The sequence below is a fragment of the Ensifer soli genome, assembly GCF_041928815.1.
Classification (GTDB): domain Bacteria; phylum Pseudomonadota; class Alphaproteobacteria; order Rhizobiales; family Rhizobiaceae; genus JBHFEI01.
Window position 1 is genome coordinate 1 of sequence record NZ_JBHFEI010000030.1, and the last position, 19,369, is coordinate 19,369.

The window sequence follows — 19,369 nt, forward strand, 5'->3', positions numbered from 1 at the left end:
TCACCAGGACCAGTGAATCAGACAAGCCCGACCGCGTGAATCATCAATCCGACTCCGCGTTCATCGAAGACGCTCTAGAGCACGCTCGTGAACACCGGTTCACCGAATGGTGCCCTTTCCCTTTTGTTTTTGCAGCATTTCCAGCGGAAGGCTGTGGCAGGATCGCGCCTCCTGCAATTGTTCGGAAAAAAAGCCCGGCGAGGGGATCGCCGGGCTTTCCGCTTTGAAGATGGCGGACCATGGGCGCGGTGTCAGGCGTCCTCGATGACGCGCAGCGCCTGCGCGCGCTCGAGCGCGGCCTTGCGCACGGCGTCCTGCACCTTCTCGAAGGCGCGCACCTCGATCTGGCGGACGCGCTCGCGGCTGATGTCGAATTCGGTCGACAGGTCCTCGAGCGTCACCGGGTCCTCCGTCAGCCTGCGGGCGGTGAAGATCCGCTTCTCGCGCTCGTTCAGCACCGTCAGGGCATCGGCGAGCAGCGCGCGGCGGCTTTCGATTTCGTCCTGCTCGATCAGCACTTCTTCCTGGCTGTCGTGGTCGTCGACGAGCCAGTCCTGCCACTGGCCGGATTCGCCCTCCGTCGCCTTGATCGGCGCGTTGAGCGAGGCGTCGCCCGAAAGGCGGCGGTTCATCGAGATGACCTCCTCCTCCGACACGTTCAGCGTGGTGGCGATCTGCTTTACCTGATCCGGCTTCAGGTCGCCCTCGTCGAGGGCCTGGATCTTGCCCTTGAGACGGCGCAGGTTGAAGAAAAGCCGCTTCTGGTTGGCGGTCGTGCCCATCTTCACCAGCGACCAGGAGCGCAGGATATATTCCTGGATCGAGGCCTTGATCCACCACATGGCGTAGGTCGCGAGGCGGAAGCCGCGTTCCGGGTCGAATTTCTTCACCGCCTGCATCAGGCCGACATTGCCTTCGGAGACGACCTCGCCGATCGGCAGGCCGTAGCCGCGATAGCCCATGGCGATCTTCGCCACCAGGCGCAGATGGCTGGTGACGAGGCGGTGGGCCGCCTTGCGGTCGTCATGCTCCTGGTAGCGCTTGGCGAGCATGTACTCCTCCTGCGGCTCCAGCATCGGAAACTTGCGGATCTCGTCGAGATAGCGGTTGAGGCCGCCCTCGCCGGAACTGATGATCGGAAGATTGTTACGGGCCACGAAGCACCCCCTTTCCTGAAGAGCGGCCTCCGGTCGGCAAGCCGCGTCGCGGAGTCGTTGGCGGAGCGGCGCCACCTCATGCGCCGTCATCCGCCGTCGTGACAGTCATGCCGAAACCGCAGGCCGATCTGTCATCCGGCCCGCGTCCCGCGGCAAACAACCCAGCGTTTGGAGATAAAATAAGATGAGGTCCATCACTATTCAAGACGGCAATGCTCACGCCGCCGTGATGGCGGCTCAGGCGGCCGCGTGCGCGCCCCGAAGCGCTGTGGCGAGCGCCTCCATGTCCGCCGGCAGCGGCGCGGTGAAGCTCATCGTCTCGCCGGTCGCCGGATGCTCGAAACTCAGCAGATAGGCGTGCAGCGCCTGGCGTTCGAAGGCGTTGACCACCGCCCGCGTCGCCGCGTCGAGCTTGTTCGCCTTGGTGCGGAAGGCGGCGCCATATTCCGGATCCCCGACCAGCGGATGGCCGATATGGGCCATGTGCACGCGGATCTGGTGGGTGCGCCCGGTTTCCAGCCGGCATTCGACCATGGCGGCGAGCGCGGTGCCGTCCGGCTGCTCGACATAGCGCTCCGTCACCTCGTAATGGGTGATCGCCTCGCGCGCGTCGTCGCTCTCCGCCTTCTTCACCGCGCGCTTGGTGCGGTCGCCCGCCCGGCCGAGCGGTGCGTCGATCGTGCCGCGCAGCATCCGCGGCCGTCCCCAGACGATCGCCTGGTACGCGCGCTCCAGCGGGCCGGAACGGCCGTGGTCGGCGAACTGGTCGGAGAGGTGGCGGTGCGCCGCGTCGTTCTTCGCCGCGACCATGACGCCGCTCGTCTCCTTGTCGAGACGGTGGACGATGCCGGGCCGGCGCACGCCACCGATGCCGGAAAGCGACAGGCCGCAATGGTGGATCAGCGCGTTGACGAGCGTGCCCGTCCAGTTCCCGGCGCCCGGATGGACGACGAGGCCGGCGGGCTTGGCGATGACGATCAGGTCGTCGTCCTCGTAGAGCACGTCGAGCGGGATGTCCTCGCCCTTTGGCTCAGGGTCTTCCGGCTCCGGCAGCAGGATCTCGATCCGGTCGCCGGGGCGCACCTTGCGCTTCGGTTCCGTCACGGCCGCGCCGTCGATGCGGACCGCGCCCTGCTCGATCAGCCCCTTCAGCCGGTTGCGGGAGAATTCGCCGCCGAGCGCATCGGCGAGATAGGCGTCGAGCCGGCCATCCGCGTCTTCGTCGGCGCTCAGCACTTTCCTATTGTCGCCGGCCTGTTTAAAGGGATCGTTCATGCGTTTCTCAATCCTGACTGCAAAGGCCGGCCATGTCCTCGACTGACCCAGACGACCACCGGGACGACCTCGACGAAAAGCCGCTCGACCCGGCGATGGAGAATGTCCGCCGCAAGATGGTCAAGCTGCAGCTGGTGTCCGGCGGCATCATGCTGGTCATGCTTATGGCCGTGCTCGGCACGATTGTCTACAAGGTGACCCGCCCGGATCCGCGCGCGACGCTGCGCGAGGCGGGCGCCGGCGTCCCCTCCGGCGAGCCGGTGTCGGCAGTCGCCACGCTGCCGGCGGGGTTCGCGGTGACGAGCACCGCGCTTTCCGGCGGCCAGATCCTGTTCTACGGCACCACGGCCGCGGGCGAGACGAAGGCGCTCGTCTTCGACATCGCCGCGGGCCGCATCGTCGCCGACGTCCTCGTCACCGCGAACTGACGGGACCGGCGATGCGCAACCTCGTCCGGATCGAGGATCCCGCGGATCCGCGCATCGCCGGTTTCGTTGCGATCAAGGAGCGCGACCTCGCCGGCCGGCAGGGACGCTTCATCGCCGAAGGCAAGGTCGTGCTGGCGATGCTCGCGGCGGCTCTACCGCGCGGCTTTGCGGCCGAGGCGATCCTGCTTCTCGAAAACCGCGTGGCCGGCGTCGCCGACCTCCTCGACCGCTTTGCGCCGGAAATGCCGATCTATGTCGCCTCCGGCGCGGTCTTCGACGCGATCGCCGGCTTCAACATGCATCGCGGCATTCTCGCGCTCGGAGCGCGGCCGCCGGAGGTCGATGCCGATCTGCTTCTTGCCGGACTGCCGGAACCGTGCCTCGTGCTCGCCGCCTGCGGCATTTCCAACCACGACAATATGGGTGCGCTGTTCCGCAACGCCGCCGCCTTCGGCGTCGGAGCCGTGATGCTCGACGAGACCTGCTGCGACCCGCTCTACCGCAAGGCGATCCGGGTTTCCGTCGGATCCGTGCTGTCCGTTCCCTTCGTGCGCGGCGGCAGCACGGGGCGGCTGGTCGAGCGCCTTTTGGATAACGGCTTCTCGCTCTTCGGCCTCTCGCCGAGGGGCGAAACCGAGCTCGGCACGCTTGCGCCGGCCGCGCGCACGGCGCTGCTGCTCGGCACCGAAGGGGAGGGGCTGCCGCCGGCGATCCTCGCGACGATCCGCACGGCGCGCATCCGCCAGGCGCCCGGCCTCGACAGCCTGAACGTCGCGACGGCGGCCGGCATCGCGCTGCATCACGCGGCGCTGATCAACGGGCTGATCTGATCCCTGCCTATTCGGGCGGCAGAAGGTCGCTGGCGCGCTGGGCGAGGCTTCGCCGGCCGCGCGGCGACGGGGCGGATGCCTTTGCGAGAAGCGGCCGGATCGGCGACTGCGGGCCTTCCTCGGCCGCGGTGACCGCGACCATCGCGGCGGCGATGCCGGCGATCTCGTCGCGCATCGCCCGGTCGCCCTCGCTGCTGCGGGCACCGGTCAGCCGCTCGGAGAGGGCGGAAACGCGGTTGCGCGCATCCTCGGCCATGCGCGAGACGTCGAAGGGCGGGCGGACCTTCTTCGGCTGGGTCTCGTCCCTGTCGCCGGCGCCGTCCTTCTCCCGCATGTCCTTCGTCATCCTCTGTGCGTTGCGCGCCACGGTGAAGGAGGGGCGGCCCGTCGCCTCCGCGCCGTTCATCTGTTCCTTGAGGCGGTTGCGCAGGCGCTCGATCTCGCCGCCCCGGCGCTCGATGATGCCGTCCTTGTCGGCACCGGCCGCCATCTGGTCGGCGAGGCGGGCCTCGAGATGGCGCACGCGGCTTTCCTCGCGCGACAGCCGCAATTCCATCTCCCGCGCCCGCGCGGCTTCCGCCTTCACCTGCAGCCGCAGGGTCTCGCGCTCGTCGCGCAGGCCGGCGATGCGGCTCTTCAGGCTGTCGACCTCGGTCTCGCGCGCGGCGAGATCGATCTTCAGCCCGTCGACCTCGCCCGACACGGCGTCGAGCTGGCGCAGCAGCGTGCGGCCTTCCTCGGCCTTGTCGAGCCCGGTCTGCTCGGCGGCTGCGAGCGCCGATTTCAGGCGCTCGACGCGGCCTTCGAAATCGCGGATCGAGGTGCGGAAATCCTGCGCCTCGACATTCATGTCGGCGATCTGTCCCTGGAGCTCGGCATTTTCGGCTTCGAGCCGCTTGCGGTCGCGAATGGCGGTCTCGGCGTCGAGCATCAGCGCGACGCCGCGCTCGCGCTCGCGCTTCAGCGCCTGGGACTGGCGGGCGTTCTCGGCGGCAAAGCCGGCGCGGATCGCGTCCTGGCCGGCGCGGATCTCCTTCGCGGTCAGCGGCACGGTCGCCTTCAGGCGTTCCTCGGCGAAGCGGACGATGCGCCGGTAGATCGCCGGCGCCACCAGCATGCCCAACAGCGCTGCCGTCAGGAATCCCAGTGTGAATAGGAGCGCATACGCGATCACGGGGCGTCATCTCCGATTGAGCGCCGGCATCGGCCGGGGCGGGCGCCTTCATCTTCCCGTGACTGTCTAACCATGCGTCCGGCCGCACCGCAAGCGCGGCCCGTTCGAAATCATCCGTTAAGCCTAACGGACGAAAGAAAGAAGCACGAAGCGCCGGCTGGAACGGTTCGTCAGAACGGGTTCCAGGTCGGCCGTTCGGTGAGCTTCAGATAGCCGACATTGAGACCGAGCCGGGCGCCGAGCCCGGTGCGGATCGGCACGACGATGATGCGCTCGTCGGTCAGGACCGTCATGCCGACGCCGGCGACGACATAGGCCGATCCGCTGACGCCGCCGAGCCGCTTGTAGAGGTCGGCAACGCTCGGCAGGTTGTAGACCAGCATCATCGTGCGGCTGCCCTGGCCGCCGACGTCGAGGCCGAGCGAGGGGCCTTGCCAGTAGACCGAATGCTGCCCGGCATTCTTCGTGTGCAGCTGGCCTTCGCCGTAGGTGAGGCCGGCGACGAAGGCGCCCGAGCCCTCCTGGCCGAGGATGTAGCCGTTCGGCAGGCCGTAATTCTGGAAGGCGCGCTCGACCACCTTCGCAAGCCCCCCGGAGGTCGTGCCGAAGAAGGAATGGCCGGTGTCGATGATTTCCTGCATCGTGTATTCCTGGGCGTCCGCATCGCGCTGCGGCAGCACGGACAGGAACACGGCAAGGACAAGCGCGGCTGCGAGGCGTGCGGCATGCACCCGGTTCAGGAATGGCGCCATCGTCTCCTCCATCGGCTGATTGATATGGCCATTTCGCCTGCGCCGCACTCTGGACCGATCGTCTTAACAATCGGTTTACCACGTGTGGTGTCTTTATGGCGGGATGGATTGCCATGCAAAGGCCGGATCGCCGATGCAGGAAAAAGGTCGTCGCCTCGCTTCCTTGGCGATGCCCGCGCAACCTTCGTCCGTCAGGATGGCCGGCGGGGGACATGCAAGGCGAGGAGACGGGCTTTCCGTAGGGATGGCGGGAACGGCATTCAGGCAGAGCGGTCGCGATGGCGACAGGAACACGAGATCTTGAGGACTGACATGGCGAAGAACCCGAATCTGACGTTGACCGGCCCCGATCTGGCGGCACTCCTGTGCAGCCGCGTCTGCCACGACATCATCTCGCCGGTCGGCGCGATCAACAACGGCCTCGAACTGCTCGACGAGGGCGGCTCGGATGCCGATGCGATGGACCTGATCCGCACCAGCGCGCTGAACGCCGCCGTACGGCTGAAGTTCGCCCGCCTCGCCTTCGGCGCCTCCGGCTCCGTCGGCGCGTCGATCGATACCGGCGAGGCGGAGAAATGCGCCCGCGATTTCGCCGCCAGCGACAAGAAGACCGAGGTGACATGGACCGGTCCGCGCGCGATCATCGCCAAGAACCGGGTCAAGCTGCTGCTCAACATGTTCCTCATCGCCTATGGCGCGATCCCGCGCGGCGGCGTGCTCGACGTCGTGCTTGAAAATCCGGAATATGACGCCCTTTTCACCGTCACGGTGAAGGGACGGATGATGCGGGTGCCGCAGAAGCTGACGGAACTCCTGAACGGCACGGTCGAGGAGGCGATCGACGCCCATTCGATCCAGCCCTATTACACGGTCCTTCTCGCGGAAGAGGCCGGCATGGTGCTCGACGTGGTCGGCACGCCGGAGAACATCGTGTTCAGCGCCCGGGTCACGGACTGAGGACAACCGAAAAGCGGTTGCCGCGTGTGCCGGGTAACGGATTGTTTGCCAAACATCTCTACACTTGTTGCGTGGGGCCCGGTTTGCCCCGAGGCTTGAGTGTGTGATGGAGTTGACGATGCCGCGCTTGATGATTGCCGACAATTCCGACGTGGTCCGGAAGGTCGGAAAGCGAATCCTCACCGGGATGGGCTTTCTGGTGCTCGAGGCGACCAACGGCCTCGAGGCGCTCGCCCGCTGCCATGCGGAAATGCCGCATGTGCTGATCGTCGATGCCGGGCTCGACGGTGCGCTCGACCTGATCGCCAATGTGCGCAACATGCCGGAAGGCAAGTCGGTTCGCATCTATTACTGCGTCGTCGAGGCGGATCTGAAGAAGATGATGATCGGCAAGCGTGCCGGTGCCGACGATTTCCTGCTGAAGCCTTTCGACCGCAAGATCCTGACCAGCGTCTTCGCCAACCTGTCGCTCGCCGCCTGACCGCCGGTGTCCGGGCGCCGGAGCGGCGCCCGCGCGGCCTGGAGCGGCCCTTCTCCCATATTTCCCGAGACATCCCTCGTCCGACCGCCGTGCCGCTCAATCCGGCTCATTGCGGCTGATTCCGTCGTCCTTCTCGTTACGGGGCAGCGCATGGATCGGCCAGGAGATGGCTCGGTGCGGCACGCATGACGCAAAAAGGCCCGCGCGAGCGGGCCCAGGAAGCGGAGCGGACAAAGGTCTGGGAGGATCTTACGCCGTTTCGAGCATGTCGCCGGTGTCCGGCTCGCGCAGCACGTAGCCACGGCCCCAGACGGTCTCGATGTAGTTGGCACCGCCGGCGGCGTTTGCGAGCTTCTTGCGCAGCTTGCAGATGAAGACGTCGATGATCTTCAGTTCGGGCTCGTCCATGCCGCCGTAAAGGTGGTTCAGGAACATTTCCTTGGTGAGCGTCGTGCCCTTGCGCAGCGAGAGCAGCTCGAGCATCTGGTATTCCTTGCCCGTCAGGTGCACGCGCTGGCCGCCAACTTCGACGGTCTTGGCGTCGAGATTGACGATCAGCTCGCCGGTGGCGATGATCGACTGGGCATGGCCCTTCGAGCGGCGCACGATCGCGTGGATGCGGGCCACGAGCTCGTCCTTGTGGAAGGGTTTCGTCATGTAGTCGTCGGCGCCGAAGCCGAGGCCCCGCACCTTGTCCTCGATGCCCGCCATGCCGGAAAGGATAAGGATCGGCGTCTTCACCTTGGAAAGGCGCAGCGTGCGCAGCACTTCGTAACCCGACATGTCCGGCAGATTGAGATCGAGCAGGATGATATCGTAGTCGTACAGCTTTCCGAGGTCCACACCTTCCTCGCCGAGATCGGTCGTGTAGACGTTGAAGCTCTCGGACTTGAGCATCAGTTCGATGCTCTGCGCCGTCGCGCTATCATCTTCGATCAGTAGAACCCGCATATCTTTCCCCTTTTCCGCCGCTGAAAGGTCGCTTCGGCCCCAACGCGATACGGATCCAGTCGTTGCTTGAACTGGAGGCTAGCAGCAAATGGTTAACAAATTCTGATTCCCTCTGGCAAGGGCTGTCCGAATTGTTAAAAATTTTATGCAGACTCCTGATTTTTCATGCGAATCTGAAATCGGGAACCTCATGTTCAACCTGAGGATAACCCGGTAACCGATTCATTGGACTCGACAATGGCGGGCTGTTCAAATTTGGTTTTCGCCATTTACCCCGCCTTAAATGATCGACCCTATGATTAACCATGCCCGTAAACGAAAGGTTACCAGCGGTAGGCATTTGTTAAGATCGCGGGAAATTTTTCGCGGACGGGTGAGTGACGGTCCGGGATCCCGGACCGTATTGCAACAGGGTTCTCGCATCGCGGGAGTATTGCGTATGAAGCAACGTGAGAGCCTCGTTCGCCTGAAGGAATTTCAGGTGAAGGAGAAACGGCGTCAGTTGAGCCAGCTTCAATTGATGATGTCGGAATTCGAGCGGATGGCGAAGGATCTGGAAGGCCAGATCGCCTTTGAAGAAAAGAAGTCGGGCATTTCAGATCCGTCGCATTTCGCCTATCCGACCTTCGCCAAGGCGGCACGCCAGCGGGCGGACAATTTGCAGGTTTCGATCCGCGAATTGAAGGTCCAGCAGGATGCCGCCGAGATCGCGCTTGAGGAAGCGCAGGCGGAGCATCAGAAGGCGGCCGCGATCGAGGAACGCGATATTCGTATCCGCGCCTGAGACCGCGAGACTGGCACCGACGCTACCCGGCGTTGGACATCGTCCCTATCCCCGTGTGAAGGTTTCAGAGCCTTTGCACGGGGATTTCGGCATTTGCCCGGTAGGCCGCGTCACCCCTGGATGACGTCGCTCCATTCCGGGTGGCGCCTGGCCTGGGCCCGCATGAAGGGGCAGAGCGGTATGATCTTCCAGCCGCCTTCCCGCGCGGCGGCGATCGCATGGGCGGCAAGCGCCTGGCCGACACCCTTGCCGCGCAACGCGTCCGGAACGCCGGTATGGTCGATGATGATCAGCGAGGGCGACGTCCGGGAATAGGTCATCTCGGCCTCGTGGCCCTCGACCGTCGTCGTGTAGCGGCCATGCGCGCCGGTCTCGTTCGTCACAATGTCCATCGACCTTCATCCTTCCCTGAAGCGGCCGCGTCTCGACCGCCGGCGGGATCATGTCAGCCGGCGGCGGAGAAGGCTACCGCCAAAAAGCAAACCGGCCCTTCTGGGGCCGGGAGGTCTTGTCGTCAATGGGGGGAAGCGGTTCGCCTCAGTGGCGATACTGCTGGATCCGCGTTGTGCGCAGTCCGGCAAGCCCGTGGTCTGCGATCGACGATTGCCACGAGAGGAATTCCTCGACGGTCAGCGTATAGCGTTCACAGGCCTCTTCAAGGCTCAGCAGGCCGCCGCGGACCGCGGCCACGACTTCGGCCTTGCGGCGGATGACCCAGCGTCTCGTGTTCGCGGGCGGAAGATCGGCAATCGTCAGGGGGCTGCCGTCCGGGCCTATGACGTATTTTACACGGGGTCGCATCACTTCGGTCATCGGACTCTCTACACACTCAAGACCATATTGTGGCGAAGCGTACAGACCCAGATTTAACATTTGCCTAAGCCGCGAGTAACAATTTTCTCATCATTTGAGGGACTTCGCCGGGGCTGTTGATCCCCCGTTCCCGCGGCTCCGGCGCCGTGCGCCAAGGCTGCGACCGCCGCCCCGGCCGCATGGGAGCCATGCAAAGCTGAGGCTTCATTCGCGTGCAAATGATGCATATATCGGCAGCCATGACGAGGTCGGCGTCGAAAGACGCTGCCGGATACCTCCCAGACGCATGCCCATGACAGCGACGCCACATTCGTGGCGCGCGTTTTTCGTCGTTGCAAGGCAGGGCCACCCGCGGGCGAAGCCGTCGTTTTCCTGTTTCGGAAGATGCGGCGTTTCGGCCGGACGCGGATGGCCGCGATGCTTGCGAAGGCGGAGCCGAGCAGGGGCAGGGCGCCGGAAAATCCGGCTTGCTGTGGTCTTCTTGGCGCCGGCGATCGCCGGGCACGGGGTGGGAAAATGACGGACAGGACAGAACGTGCCTCCATCGAGGGGGCGCGCCGCGAGGTGTTTGAACCGGCGCCGCGGGCAGGCGCCCCGACGGAATACGAGGCGCTGCGGCTGATCCGCCAGATGGCGCAGGACGCAGGCTATGCCGGGTTTCTCGTCGCCCGCATGCCTTTCGGCGCCGACACGGATTTTGCCGAACGGCTGGTGATCAGTTCCTGGCCGGCCGATCTCGTCCATGCCTATCACCAGTCCGGCCAGTTTGCCGCAAGCGCGCTCGTGCGGCGGCTGCGGACGACGAAGATCCCCGTCTTCGCCGAGGCGGCCCTCATGCATGGCGATCCGGCTGAGGCCGGGGCGTTGGCGGAGCGGTTCCGCGCCGAGGGTTTTATTCAGCATTGCGCGATGCTGCTTCACAGCACGCTCGGCGAGCCCTTCCTCTTCCTGCTGTCCGGCCGTCGTGCCGCGCCGGAAGCGGCCGAACTGGCCGGGCTCTATCTCCACGTCATTCGCCTTTTCGAATATCTCGAAGGCACGTTCGAGAAAGCGACACGCGACGGCGACGCGCTCTCGGCCCGCGAGATCGAATGTCTGCGCTGGGCGGCGGCCGGCAAGAGCAGCGACGAGATCGCCATCATCCTCGGCATTTCCGGCTATACGGTCGCAAGCTATTTCAAGAGCGCGGCGCGCAAGCTCGACGCGGTCAACCGCATGCAGGCGATCGCCCGCGCCATCCGTCTGCGTCTGTTCTGAAGGGCGCGGTCGGCCGAGCACCGGCACCGGTTGGCGCACTCTTCGCGTGAGATATGCCGAGGCTTGCGGCGGCTGCGCCCGATTTCTATATGCGGACGCCGGGGTGACGGGACGGAAACCGGTTGGTCGGCCTGGACAAAACGGCTATGATGAGCACGACCGCCGCGCAAAAGGGATGACAGACGCGTGAACAGCCTCGATTTTGACCGCAAGCCCGGTGAGACGCGCGTCGTCGTGGCGATGTCGGGCGGCGTCGACAGTTCCGTCGTCGCCGGGCTCCTGAAGCGCGAGGGCTATGACGTTCTCGGCATCACGCTGCAGCTCTACGACCATGGTGCCGCCGTGCATCGCGCCGGTTCCTGCTGCGCCGGCCAGGACATCGACGATGCGCGCCGGGTCTGCGAGACGCTCGGCATCCCGCACTATGTCCTCGATTACGAACAGCGTTTCCGCGAGACGGTGATCAATCCCTTTGCCGAAAGCTATGTCGCCGGCGAGACGCCGATCCCGTGCGTGGCGTGCAACCAGACGGTCAAGTTCGCCGATCTGCTCGAGACGGCGCGCGAGCTTGGCGCCGATGCGCTGGCGACCGGCCACTATATCCGTTCGCGCGCCCACCCGCTGCCGGGCCGCCCGGGCCACCGCGCGCTCTACCGGCCGGAAGACGGGGACCGCGACCAGAGCTATTTTCTTTTTGCCACGACCCAGGAGCAGATCGACTATCTGCGCTTTCCGCTCGGCCACCTGACCAAGGCCGAGACGCGGCGACTCGCCGCCGAGATGGGCCTGGCGATCGCCGCCAAGGCCGACAGTCAAGACATCTGTTTCGTGCCCCAGGGGAAATACAGCGACATCGTTTCGCGGCTGAAGCCCGAGGCCGCCCTTGCGGGCGAAATCGTCCACATCGACGGCCGCCTGCTCGGCCGTCACGAGGGGATCCTGCATTATACGATCGGCCAGCGGCGCGGCATCGGGGTCGCGACCGGCGAGCCTCTTTACGTCGTCTATCTCGATGCCCGCTCGCGCCGCGTCGTCGTCGGCCCGCGCGAGGCGCTGGAGACGCGCCGCCTCTATCTGCGAGACGTCAACTGGCTCGGCGACGAGGAACTGTCGCGCGTTGCCGCCGGGGGTTTCGACTGTTTCGCCAAGGTGCGCTCCACCCGTCAGCCAGCCCCGGCGCGGCTTCACGCGGACGAGGGCGGCATCTATGTCGACCTCAGGGAGGGCGAGGCCGGCGTGGCTCCCGGGCAGGCCTGCGCGCTCTATTCGGCGCCGGGCGAGAACGCGCGCGTCCTTGGCGGCGGCTTCATTCGGAATTCGCAGCGCGCCGCGGCGGCGGAAGCCGCCCTTCGCGACCTCCTCAGCCGTCCGGCGGCCTGACCTCAAGCACCACGGCCGGGCAGCACGCACAATTCGGAATTTCGGCGCCTGCCCTGCTTGACACGGCTCGGACCGGCGCACTATAAGCCCGGCACCAACGCGAGGGCATTAGAAAGATGATCGCCTCAAGCGTCGTGGCGGGGTAGCTCAGGTGGTTAGAGCAGCGGAATCATAATCCGCGTGTCGGGGGTTCGAGTCCCTCTCCCGCTACCAAAAATTCACAAATAAAATCAATAGCTTAGCTTTTAAAGTCTTGGTGTTTTCCTGTTGCATCCTGTTGCAACGAATTACCAATGATTTCAATGGGTGTCGTCGTGTTGCAAATCAGTCCATGCAACACGGATGCAACACGTTTCCGATGGGAATCACCGTTCCGACCTGACCGAGCAGGAACGCGCTGACCACAGGGAAGAGTGGATCCGGCTAAGGGCGGGGAAAATTGGTCAACTTGACCAATTTTCTAAGGTAGGTGCTGGACGAGGCAACGAAGGCGGCCTTTCCCTCGCGGTCCGCGAGATGCCGAAGCTCGATGGGAAGTCGGATGAGGCAAAACGGTCCGAACTGCGCCGCAGCCTGACGATCGCCGTCAAGCCCGTCCGATCCGAAGTGCTTGAACGGGTCGCAAGTGGTGAGAAGGTGACAGCAAAGGAGACCGAGGCCTTTCCCTAGCATCCCCATCAATCCCGCAACAACACCAGCTTGTCGTCGGCAAGGGGCCGCTGCAGCGCCTTGGCTTCGCTCCACGGTGCGGTCAGCCAGGTTTCAATCTCGTCCGGCTCGGTGAGAAGAACCGGCATGGCCTTGGGATGGATCGGCTTGACCACGGCATTCGGATCGCAGGTCAGGAAAGCATAGAGATCGACGGTGATCTCCCCTTCCTTCACCTTTCGGACGCTCGTCCAGTCTCGCACCCAGATTCCCGCGAAGAACATCAGCGGTTCGCCTTCGTCACGCGCAAACCAGGCGTTCGGCGTCCGGCCGCCTTCAGCCTTGCTTGCCGGATCCGGCTCGGCAAAGCGCGTCACAGGCACGACGCAACGGTTCGCGACCCCCAGCCATCGCTTCCAATGCTTCGACGCAGTGTTGCGGACGTTGGTCGTGCCGCCATCCGGCTCCATGCGCAGGAGATGGTCGAAGTCGACCTCCTTGCCCTTCGCGCGCAGTTTGTCGGCACGCTTCGTGGCCGCGTCGAACTGCGCCTTGCTGGACGATGGCAACCCCCACCGCACCATCGCCATTTCCTGCCCAGCGTCGGTATTGCGGACGATCGGCCCCATCCGGTCTGGATAGACGTCTATCGACGGCTCGAGGTTGCCGAGGCTATCTTTGACGCCAGGGAACAGGCTGCGGATAGCTTCCTGCGCCGTCGTGACATTGTAGAGGTTGCACATCGCTATCCGCCCTTCACATCCTGCCAGATCGGCACCCGCCGTGTCTTGACCTCGACCAACCGGCGGATGACCATCGTCTGCCGCTCTTCGGCCGATGGCAAGAGCGTCTTCGCGGCGAGATAATCCTTGCTGCCGCAACCCTCGCAACGCATGCGCTGTTCAACGTCGCGAACCTCAATGTCCCCGAGGAGCGTCGCCAGGTCGCCACACATATAAGTCCGCGTCACCCGACAGCGCTTGCAGGTAACCCGCACCAGTTGCCCGATCTCGGCGGCCTTACGCAGTGTCCATAGGCGGGCGTGCCGATAGGGATGCACGAGGCCGCGCCGGTATTCTTCAGGCATCACGGTCTGGAGTAGGACGCCAGCCGCGAGTGAAGCCGCAGCTCATGGCGATTTCAGCCAGCGCCAACTGCTGGCGAAGGTGGCGGCAGTCTTCGATCAGGGTGCCGATTGTCGCCCGCGCATCGCCCCCATGCCAGGCGATGGCCGTATCAATCTCGTCGACATTGGTCACGGGTTCGCGATCGGCGCGCATAGCCATTCTCCTTCAGGGGTGCGGGACAAGGCGCCTCATGCGCGGTGATGTTCCTATTATGTTCCGGCAAAAGAAGGAGTCAATGGGGCTCTGAAAGGTGGCTGTGGATTGGATTTGTCGGTGTCGCCCGCGACGACCAACTGGAGATCATCCTGCCGCGGCAGAAAGAGCTCTACCAGTTGGCGCATCCGGAGACGAAGAGAGGTGGGGATCGCGGCAACCAATACACAGGCGGCAAGAAGGTGGCAGATGGCCAATTTGGCCATCTGCCAGATGACGACAAAAAGCCCGACGCCTTTCACAAAGAGCGCGCAAAGGCCACGGGAAGGAGCCCTTCTGCCGTCCATAGGCTTACACGAAACGGCGAACAGCTCGGCGAGATCGTGCTGGGGAAGATCAGGGGGACGTCGCCCGCGCCGATCTCGGCCCCGCAGACGAGCGTCATCACCTGCTTCGACACGAGGAACTGGTGGAGCGGATCAAGCGGGAAGCGGGGCATCAAGAGACTGTCGTTGGTGGAAAAAGTTTTTCCACCAACGATCTTAGGAAGGACGGCAGGCGCAAGGGCCCGCAGCATGAGAAGCAATTCGCCGCAGAACTGTCCGATTTGACTGGTGACAGCAAGCGCATCATCAACAAGAAGCTTGCCGCTCACGAGACCAGTGGCGGCTCTTCGTCTGAGAAAAACGACCGGATGCCCTCCTTGGCGACAGTCGCAAGGAACTCGTCGAAGGCCTCGCGATCGGTTGCAAACCCCTCCTCCCATTCGGTCACGTCTTCATCCTCGGTGATCACCATCATCCGCCAGTCCAGATTCGTTCCGGCCGGGCGCGAGATGTCGACGAGCACGGTTACGCCGTCCTCGGTGAACTCGCCGGAAAGCTCCGAGTAGTCGACGTCAGGTTCTTCGGTCATTGGGTGTCCTTCAGTCGCACACCGCCATCGATGAATTCCACGCCCGCCGCTTCCAGGGCGGTGCGGATGGCTGCGAGGGTTCGAGGCTTAAGTTCCTCGCCACGCTCAAGGCGTGTCAGCGTGTTGGTAGATACCTGAGCCGCTTCTGCGATCTCGCGCACCCCTATCTGGAGAGCAGCGCGAGCCATGCGGCATTGTGCAGGCGATAAAATCGCTTCCATGTATGAAAATCGCCTTGACGTAGCGAATAAGGATGGTATTCTCCACACCGTAGCGAAAACGCAACGCAATAGCAAGGATCCCGCCGCCAATGCGAACCCAGAGCCATGCCATCAAACCGGACAGAATTGCCCTGCCGAGACGCCTCGTTCCGAGAACGCCGCAGTGCGTGCTCGACCTTCTGCGCCAGCTCAACAATCCGCCCCCGACGCGGTTTGCCGTCGGAGACATGATCACGTATGTCGGCACGGACGGCTTCCGCCGGTGCGTTACCATCCTTGGCCTAGATGGTGGCAACAACGCCGATGTCATGGTCTATGACGGCACTCCGAACTACGCCTTTATCACCATCGAGGAACTATCCTGCCTCCGGATCATCGAGATCACCTGCATGTCGCTCGCAGATGTCGACATGTATCGTCGGTTCCTTGACCTACCGCCGCTCGACATCGAACTCGAGGCGGCGCGCTCTTAGCCGCCCTACAACCGCCCGCACAGCCCCGCTGACGCGCATCAGTGCCAAAGCGGCACTTTACAGCCACCACACGCCAACGGCCGCCCACGGCCTTCCTGACCCGCTCCGCATGGCGGGCACCTGCCGGCGTGCGCCTTCGGGCGGCACCCGGCTCTTCCTTACCGCGCCCTTATGGGTTGGGGCGCGCTCGCCGTCGGCCGGTCTCCTCAACGGCCGGCGGCACCTCTTCCGCCACCACAGCACTGCCAGAAGCCTCGCCGGATTCACCAACCGGCGGGGTTTTTAGTGTTGGACCAGCAGTAGTGAGGTTACACTCGAAATGCATCTAGACAACCGAAGACGCCTCGGAGAAAATTCATTGATCTCAGAGGAAATTAAGATGCGCTATACAAAATTTCGGATTCAAAATTTTAAGGGTATCAAGGACACGACAATTGACCTGGACTCAAACGGAGATGCTTCGATCTTTCCATTAGTCGGCCTCAATGAAAGCGGAAAGACAACGATCCTTGAGGCAATATACAGCTTCTCGCCAGATTACAGCAGCATCAGGCTTTTTGGCGATCGCGTTGACACAGTTGAAGACAACGTTCCACGCCATCTGCTGGCCAGCTTCACAGGTATAGTTAGTATCTCGGCGACTTTGCGACTGGACAATACAGACCGCACAAAGATAATAGCCTCAAACCAAGATGAAGGAATGACGCTAGATATCATTCCCGATGAGGTTACGCTCACTCGCTGCCATCATTTCGTGAACGGAAATAACGTTTCAAAAGAAAATTTAGTCGATTCATATCCTAGAATTAAAACGAAAGGAAATAAAAAATTTCGCGAACCAAGCAAAGAAGAAAAAGATTCTATCTGGCATAACTATTACGCCGAAACTCCAGATATAGCATATTATCCGACGTTTGTATTTGACTTTCCGAAGAAAATTTATCTTAGCGGTGAATTTGGTCGAAAAGATAATCTATATAGACAAGTTTTCCAAGATATATTAGACCAAGACGGCCAAGGATATAGTATAGAGCAATCCATTGTCCAACGTGTTCAAAATGTAGAATTTGAGGTGCCGTGGCTATCATTTCTATCCTCGTGGTCATCACACAGGGATAAAGATAAGATCCAGCAGGTAATGGACCGAGCAGGCGCGACCGTTACTAAGTTAGTATTGGGGAGGTGGAATGAAATATTTGGAGAAAAGCCCGCCGGAAAGGAGATTGTTATAAGCTACGAAATTTCCGAAGGGGAGAAGAAGAATTCAGCAGGTGTACTCGAAAAAATAAATAAACACAACGTTTTTATTAAATTTAATATTAGAGATGGAACTCGACGATTCGAAATTAATGACAGGTCATTGGGATTCCGTTGGTTTTTCGCCTTTATGCTATTTACGCAATTCCGTGTCGCTAGAAAAAGAACGAATTCTGTCCTGTTCCTGTTTGACGAGCCGGCTGCAAATCTACATGCAGCCGCTCAGCAAAAACTCATAGAAAGCTTTCCAGCGATTGCAAAAAATCAGAATATGCTTATATATACCACTCATTCTCACTATATGATTGAACCAAAATGGCTTGAGCAAACCTTTATTATTACAAATAGAGCGGATGCTCCCCCAGCATCTATAATGGATGCGGTTTCCCTGGACGACGAATCTCTTGATGTGCGCGCCACAAAGTATAGGTCATTTGTCAACGACCATCCCAGTAAAACAAGCTATTTTCAACCAATACTTGACCGTCTTGATGTAGTTCCCTCTCGTTTCGACATCGCTAGGCAATCTGTTATAATGGAAGGAAAGTCCGATTATTACATTTTGAGATATGCCTCTTCGCTTCTACGCCGTGCAGATTTGCCATTGGTTCCCGCAATGGGAGCCGGGACACTCGATTCGTTAATTTCAATACATTTAGGTTGGGGCTTAAATTACTTGTTTGTCTTGGATTCTGATAAGCAAGGTCGCGTTGAAAGAGAAAGATACATTTCAACGCTTGCGGTCCGTCCAGGAGATATCGTTTGCTTAGACACCTTGGTTGAAGGGCTAAAAGAAATCGAGAATCTTCTTGATGAACCTGCACTTGATATAATTAAATCTGCGATCAATAGCACTGACGCGCCAACAAAAAATCAGATTCGACGATTTTTTCAAGAGCGCTTGGCATCAGAGAATATCGTCGATTTGTCTCCGGAGTTTAGAACGAATGCGATCCGATTGTTAGAAGCTATTCACTCACGTCTTATCGATACCGAACGGCGATAGTTATCACATAATCGCCGTTGCTACAGGTTAGCTCAAGAGAGTGTTCTGACGGACATGACTACCCCGTCATCGCCAGATCCAGCGGCTCGTCGCTCAACTGCCCAAACGGCTCGATCACGATCACCCCGCCTTCGCGAACCGTGACTGCCGTTACACGGCCACCCACCGCTGGTTCGATCCTCGCCTGTTCAGCGACGAGGCGCATCATTGCGGCGATGGCGCCATCGCCCTGTAAGGCGTCGACGAATCCACCCTTCGTTGCCGGCGTGACAAGCACATGAGGAATGTCGACAACCTCGAAGGGTTTTGCGCCGTGCTTGTCGTGTGTTGATAACGTGAATGCCTGCGACCCGTCGTCCCATCCGATAACGAAGATGTCGACATCGCCGACGGGTTCTTTCGTCCGAAGCTGATTAAAAAACAGCCGGCCAAAATCCTCAAATGTCCGGCGCAGATGAGCGAAGTCCCGCGCCTCTGAGACGGTCATGCGACACACAAGGTCTAGCGCCTTCATCGGGCCTCGCGTTGCGATGACTGCGCTCAGATGCGGGATGGGTGCGAACTTGGTCCAGTTGCCGAGGTTGCCGGCTCCATCGGCGGTAATCTTCGTATCGGTCAGCATCGTAACGACGTTGTCGAGGCGGAGTATGTTTACCATAGTCATCGGATGATGATTCCCTTCGTGATTGATGTTGTAGCGATTGCCGAGGCCGTGCCGGCGAAAGCCGTGAGCGTGGCACCCGTGAGGCTCAGGCTTGTTCCAACGGACAGAAATAGCGGCGTGAAGATGGGGTCCGCCACAATGGGCGCGGCGAGCCGGTGATGGCCGTCGGGGTTTAGTGGCCTCGCGATGTATCTCACGCCGCCACCCTTTCCGGCACGATCCGCTCACCGATCGTGTCCGGCCAGGTCCGCAGCCTTTCGGTCGTGACGCCGTCTTGCCTGATGACTGTCAAATCGACATGACCGCCGACGCAGTGCCATTCGACTGCACGACCGTCCGCGCCGGCACCCCGATGCGACCGAAAGATCTCGAGAAGGTCGGCGCCGACACGGCGCACCCATGCGTCAGGCCTTTCGCCAGGCCGCGCCGCCACCCAGGAAGGTGGATCGAAGTCCTCAGATAGAGGCACGCCGAAGAAAAGCGCCTCCGGCACCGTCAACGTAAAGGGCTCTACGTCTTTGTGGCGGTCGGTCCAAAACACACGATGGAGCGCACCGATCGTCGGTGACCAGCCGGCAATGACAACTTCTAGAGCAGATTCGACTTATTCCGGGTCATATCCTGCGGCCTCGAAATAGTGTCGGCATTCCTTTGGCGTGAAGGCGG

Annotated in this window: 26 protein-coding genes and 1 tRNA gene; 12 read left to right on the forward strand and 15 right to left on the reverse strand. The window is 61.8% G+C overall.

Annotation, left to right across the window (positions count from 1 at the left end; all coding sequences use genetic code 11):
* Window positions 1-227: hypothetical protein (locus tag ACEVQ6_RS22660; protein ID WP_374891319.1), on the forward strand; the 227-nt coding region annotated here is incomplete at its 5' end.
* A 24-nt stretch (window positions 228-251) separates the two neighbouring features.
* Here the strand turns inward: ACEVQ6_RS22660 and rpoH are convergent.
* Window positions 252-1,157, reverse strand: a complete 906-nt coding sequence (gene rpoH, locus ACEVQ6_RS22665) for an RNA polymerase sigma factor RpoH (RefSeq protein WP_374891320.1) — start codon at window positions 1,155-1,157, stop codon at window positions 252-254.
* 237 nt (window positions 1,158-1,394) lie between these two features.
* On the reverse strand, window positions 1,395-2,432 hold the full coding sequence (locus ACEVQ6_RS22670) for an RluA family pseudouridine synthase (protein WP_374891321.1): 1,038 nt from the start codon (window positions 2,430-2,432) through the stop codon (window positions 1,395-1,397).
* 32 nt (window positions 2,433-2,464) lie between these two features.
* On the opposite strand from ACEVQ6_RS22670, the gene ACEVQ6_RS22675 reads away from it, so the two are divergent.
* Both ACEVQ6_RS22675 and ACEVQ6_RS22680 read left to right on the forward strand, forming a co-directional pair.
* Complete coding sequence (locus ACEVQ6_RS22675) at window positions 2,465-2,860, forward strand: hypothetical protein (protein WP_374891322.1); 396 nt, start codon at window positions 2,465-2,467, stop codon at window positions 2,858-2,860.
* Between the two features lie 11 nt (window positions 2,861-2,871).
* Window positions 2,872-3,690: a TrmH family RNA methyltransferase gene (locus tag ACEVQ6_RS22680; protein WP_374891323.1), complete on the forward strand. Its 819-nt coding sequence runs from the start codon at window positions 2,872-2,874 to the stop codon at window positions 3,688-3,690.
* A gap of 7 nt (window positions 3,691-3,697) precedes the next feature.
* Here ACEVQ6_RS22680 and ACEVQ6_RS22685 read toward each other — a convergent pair whose 3' ends face one another.
* On the reverse strand, window positions 3,698-4,864 hold the full coding sequence (locus ACEVQ6_RS22685; RefSeq protein ID WP_374891324.1) for a hypothetical protein: 1,167 nt from the start codon (window positions 4,862-4,864) through the stop codon (window positions 3,698-3,700).
* Window positions 4,865-5,034: 170 nt separating this feature from the next.
* Window positions 5,035-5,616 carry a DUF1134 domain-containing protein gene (locus ACEVQ6_RS22690; protein ID WP_374891325.1) on the reverse strand — a complete coding sequence of 194 codons (582 nt, stop codon included), beginning with the start codon at window positions 5,614-5,616 and terminating at the stop codon, window positions 5,035-5,037.
* 312 nt (window positions 5,617-5,928) lie between these two features.
* On the opposite strand from ACEVQ6_RS22690, the gene chpT reads away from it, so the two are divergent.
* Together chpT and ACEVQ6_RS22700 are read left to right on the forward strand one after the other, a co-directional pair.
* Complete coding sequence (gene chpT, locus ACEVQ6_RS22695) at window positions 5,929-6,573, forward strand: histidine phosphotransferase ChpT (RefSeq protein WP_374891326.1); 645 nt, start codon at window positions 5,929-5,931, stop codon at window positions 6,571-6,573.
* A 118-nt stretch (window positions 6,574-6,691) separates the two neighbouring features.
* The gene (locus ACEVQ6_RS22700) at window positions 6,692-7,054 is read left to right on the forward strand and encodes a response regulator (RefSeq protein WP_374891327.1); all 363 of its coding nucleotides are present in this window, start codon (window positions 6,692-6,694) and stop codon (window positions 7,052-7,054) included.
* Between the two features lie 249 nt (window positions 7,055-7,303).
* Here the strand turns inward: ACEVQ6_RS22700 and ctrA are convergent, their stop codons facing one another.
* A complete protein-coding gene (ctrA, locus tag ACEVQ6_RS22705) occupies window positions 7,304-8,005 on the reverse strand; it encodes a response regulator transcription factor CtrA (protein ID WP_374891328.1) in 702 nt (233 codons plus the stop codon).
* Between the two features lie 439 nt (window positions 8,006-8,444).
* On the opposite strand from ctrA, the gene ACEVQ6_RS22710 reads away from it, so the two are divergent.
* Window positions 8,445-8,789 carry a flagellar export protein FliJ gene (locus tag ACEVQ6_RS22710; RefSeq protein WP_374891344.1) on the forward strand — a complete coding sequence of 115 codons (345 nt, stop codon included), beginning with the start codon at window positions 8,445-8,447 and terminating at the stop codon, window positions 8,787-8,789.
* A 110-nt stretch (window positions 8,790-8,899) separates the two neighbouring features.
* Here ACEVQ6_RS22710 and ACEVQ6_RS22715 read toward each other — a convergent pair whose 3' ends face one another.
* Both ACEVQ6_RS22715 and sciP read right to left on the reverse strand, forming a co-directional pair.
* Window positions 8,900-9,181, reverse strand: coding sequence for a GNAT family N-acetyltransferase (locus ACEVQ6_RS22715; RefSeq protein WP_374891329.1), 282 nt, complete (start codon window positions 9,179-9,181; stop codon window positions 8,900-8,902).
* 145 nt (window positions 9,182-9,326) lie between these two features.
* A complete protein-coding gene (gene sciP / locus ACEVQ6_RS22720) occupies window positions 9,327-9,602 on the reverse strand; it encodes a CtrA inhibitor SciP (RefSeq protein WP_374891330.1) in 276 nt (91 codons plus the stop codon).
* A gap of 516 nt (window positions 9,603-10,118) precedes the next feature.
* On the opposite strand from sciP, the gene ACEVQ6_RS22725 reads away from it, so the two are divergent.
* The 4 genes from ACEVQ6_RS22725 to ACEVQ6_RS22740 all read left to right on the forward strand — a co-directional run bounded on the left by ACEVQ6_RS22725 (window position 10,119) and on the right by ACEVQ6_RS22740 (window position 12,908).
* Window positions 10,119-10,859, forward strand: a complete 741-nt coding sequence (locus tag ACEVQ6_RS22725; RefSeq protein ID WP_374891331.1) for a helix-turn-helix transcriptional regulator — start codon at window positions 10,119-10,121, stop codon at window positions 10,857-10,859.
* A 186-nt stretch (window positions 10,860-11,045) separates the two neighbouring features.
* Window positions 11,046-12,239 (forward strand): tRNA 2-thiouridine(34) synthase MnmA, encoded by a 1,194-nt coding sequence (gene mnmA / locus ACEVQ6_RS22730; protein WP_374891332.1) that lies wholly within the window; start codon window positions 11,046-11,048, stop codon window positions 12,237-12,239.
* 136 nt (window positions 12,240-12,375) lie between these two features.
* Window positions 12,376-12,452: transfer RNA gene (locus ACEVQ6_RS22735), tRNA-Met, on the forward strand.
* 129 nt (window positions 12,453-12,581) lie between these two features.
* Complete coding sequence (locus ACEVQ6_RS22740) at window positions 12,582-12,908, forward strand: hypothetical protein (RefSeq protein ID WP_374891333.1); 327 nt, start codon at window positions 12,582-12,584, stop codon at window positions 12,906-12,908.
* 8 nt (window positions 12,909-12,916) lie between these two features.
* Here ACEVQ6_RS22740 and ACEVQ6_RS22745 read toward each other — a convergent pair whose 3' ends face one another.
* From ACEVQ6_RS22745 to ACEVQ6_RS22770, 6 genes are all read right to left on the reverse strand, one after another.
* A complete protein-coding gene (locus ACEVQ6_RS22745; protein WP_374891334.1) occupies window positions 12,917-13,630 on the reverse strand; it encodes an SOS response-associated peptidase in 714 nt (237 codons plus the stop codon).
* Window positions 13,631-13,632: 2 nt separating this feature from the next.
* Entirely contained in the window at window positions 13,633-13,974 is a 342-nt protein-coding gene (locus tag ACEVQ6_RS22750; RefSeq protein WP_374891335.1) for a hypothetical protein, read from the reverse strand.
* A complete protein-coding gene (locus ACEVQ6_RS22755; protein ID WP_374891336.1) occupies window positions 13,967-14,167 on the reverse strand; it encodes a hypothetical protein in 201 nt (66 codons plus the stop codon). The genes ACEVQ6_RS22750 and ACEVQ6_RS22755 overlap by 8 nt, the downstream gene beginning before the upstream one ends.
* A 298-nt stretch (window positions 14,168-14,465) precedes the next feature.
* Window positions 14,466-14,822 carry a hypothetical protein gene (locus ACEVQ6_RS22760; RefSeq protein WP_374891337.1) on the reverse strand — a complete coding sequence of 119 codons (357 nt, stop codon included), beginning with the start codon at window positions 14,820-14,822 and terminating at the stop codon, window positions 14,466-14,468.
* Window positions 14,819-15,082 (reverse strand): hypothetical protein, encoded by a 264-nt coding sequence (locus ACEVQ6_RS22765; RefSeq protein ID WP_374891338.1) that lies wholly within the window; start codon window positions 15,080-15,082, stop codon window positions 14,819-14,821. Before ACEVQ6_RS22765 ends, ACEVQ6_RS22760 begins: the two co-directional genes overlap by 4 nt.
* Entirely contained in the window at window positions 15,079-15,303 is a 225-nt protein-coding gene (locus tag ACEVQ6_RS22770) for a transcriptional regulator (protein ID WP_374891339.1), read from the reverse strand. Before ACEVQ6_RS22770 ends, ACEVQ6_RS22765 begins: the two co-directional genes overlap by 4 nt.
* Window positions 15,304-15,392: 89 nt before the next feature.
* Here ACEVQ6_RS22770 and ACEVQ6_RS22775 point away from each other — a divergent pair, with 89 nt between their 5' ends.
* The gene (locus ACEVQ6_RS22775; protein WP_374891340.1) at window positions 15,393-15,776 is read left to right on the forward strand and encodes a hypothetical protein; all 384 of its coding nucleotides are present in this window, start codon (window positions 15,393-15,395) and stop codon (window positions 15,774-15,776) included.
* 379 nt (window positions 15,777-16,155) lie between these two features.
* Window positions 16,156-18,039, forward strand: a complete 1,884-nt coding sequence (locus ACEVQ6_RS22780) for an ATP-dependent nuclease (RefSeq protein WP_374891341.1) — start codon at window positions 16,156-16,158, stop codon at window positions 18,037-18,039.
* A 58-nt stretch (window positions 18,040-18,097) separates the two neighbouring features.
* On the opposite strand, the gene ACEVQ6_RS22785 is transcribed toward ACEVQ6_RS22780, so the two are convergent.
* Window positions 18,098-18,703: a hypothetical protein gene (locus ACEVQ6_RS22785; RefSeq protein ID WP_374891342.1), complete on the reverse strand. Its 606-nt coding sequence runs from the start codon at window positions 18,701-18,703 to the stop codon at window positions 18,098-18,100.
* Window positions 18,704-18,896: 193 nt separating this feature from the next.
* On the reverse strand, window positions 18,897-19,202 hold the full coding sequence (locus ACEVQ6_RS22790; protein WP_374891343.1) for a hypothetical protein: 306 nt from the start codon (window positions 19,200-19,202) through the stop codon (window positions 18,897-18,899).
* Window positions 19,203-19,369: the final 167 nt, after the last annotated feature.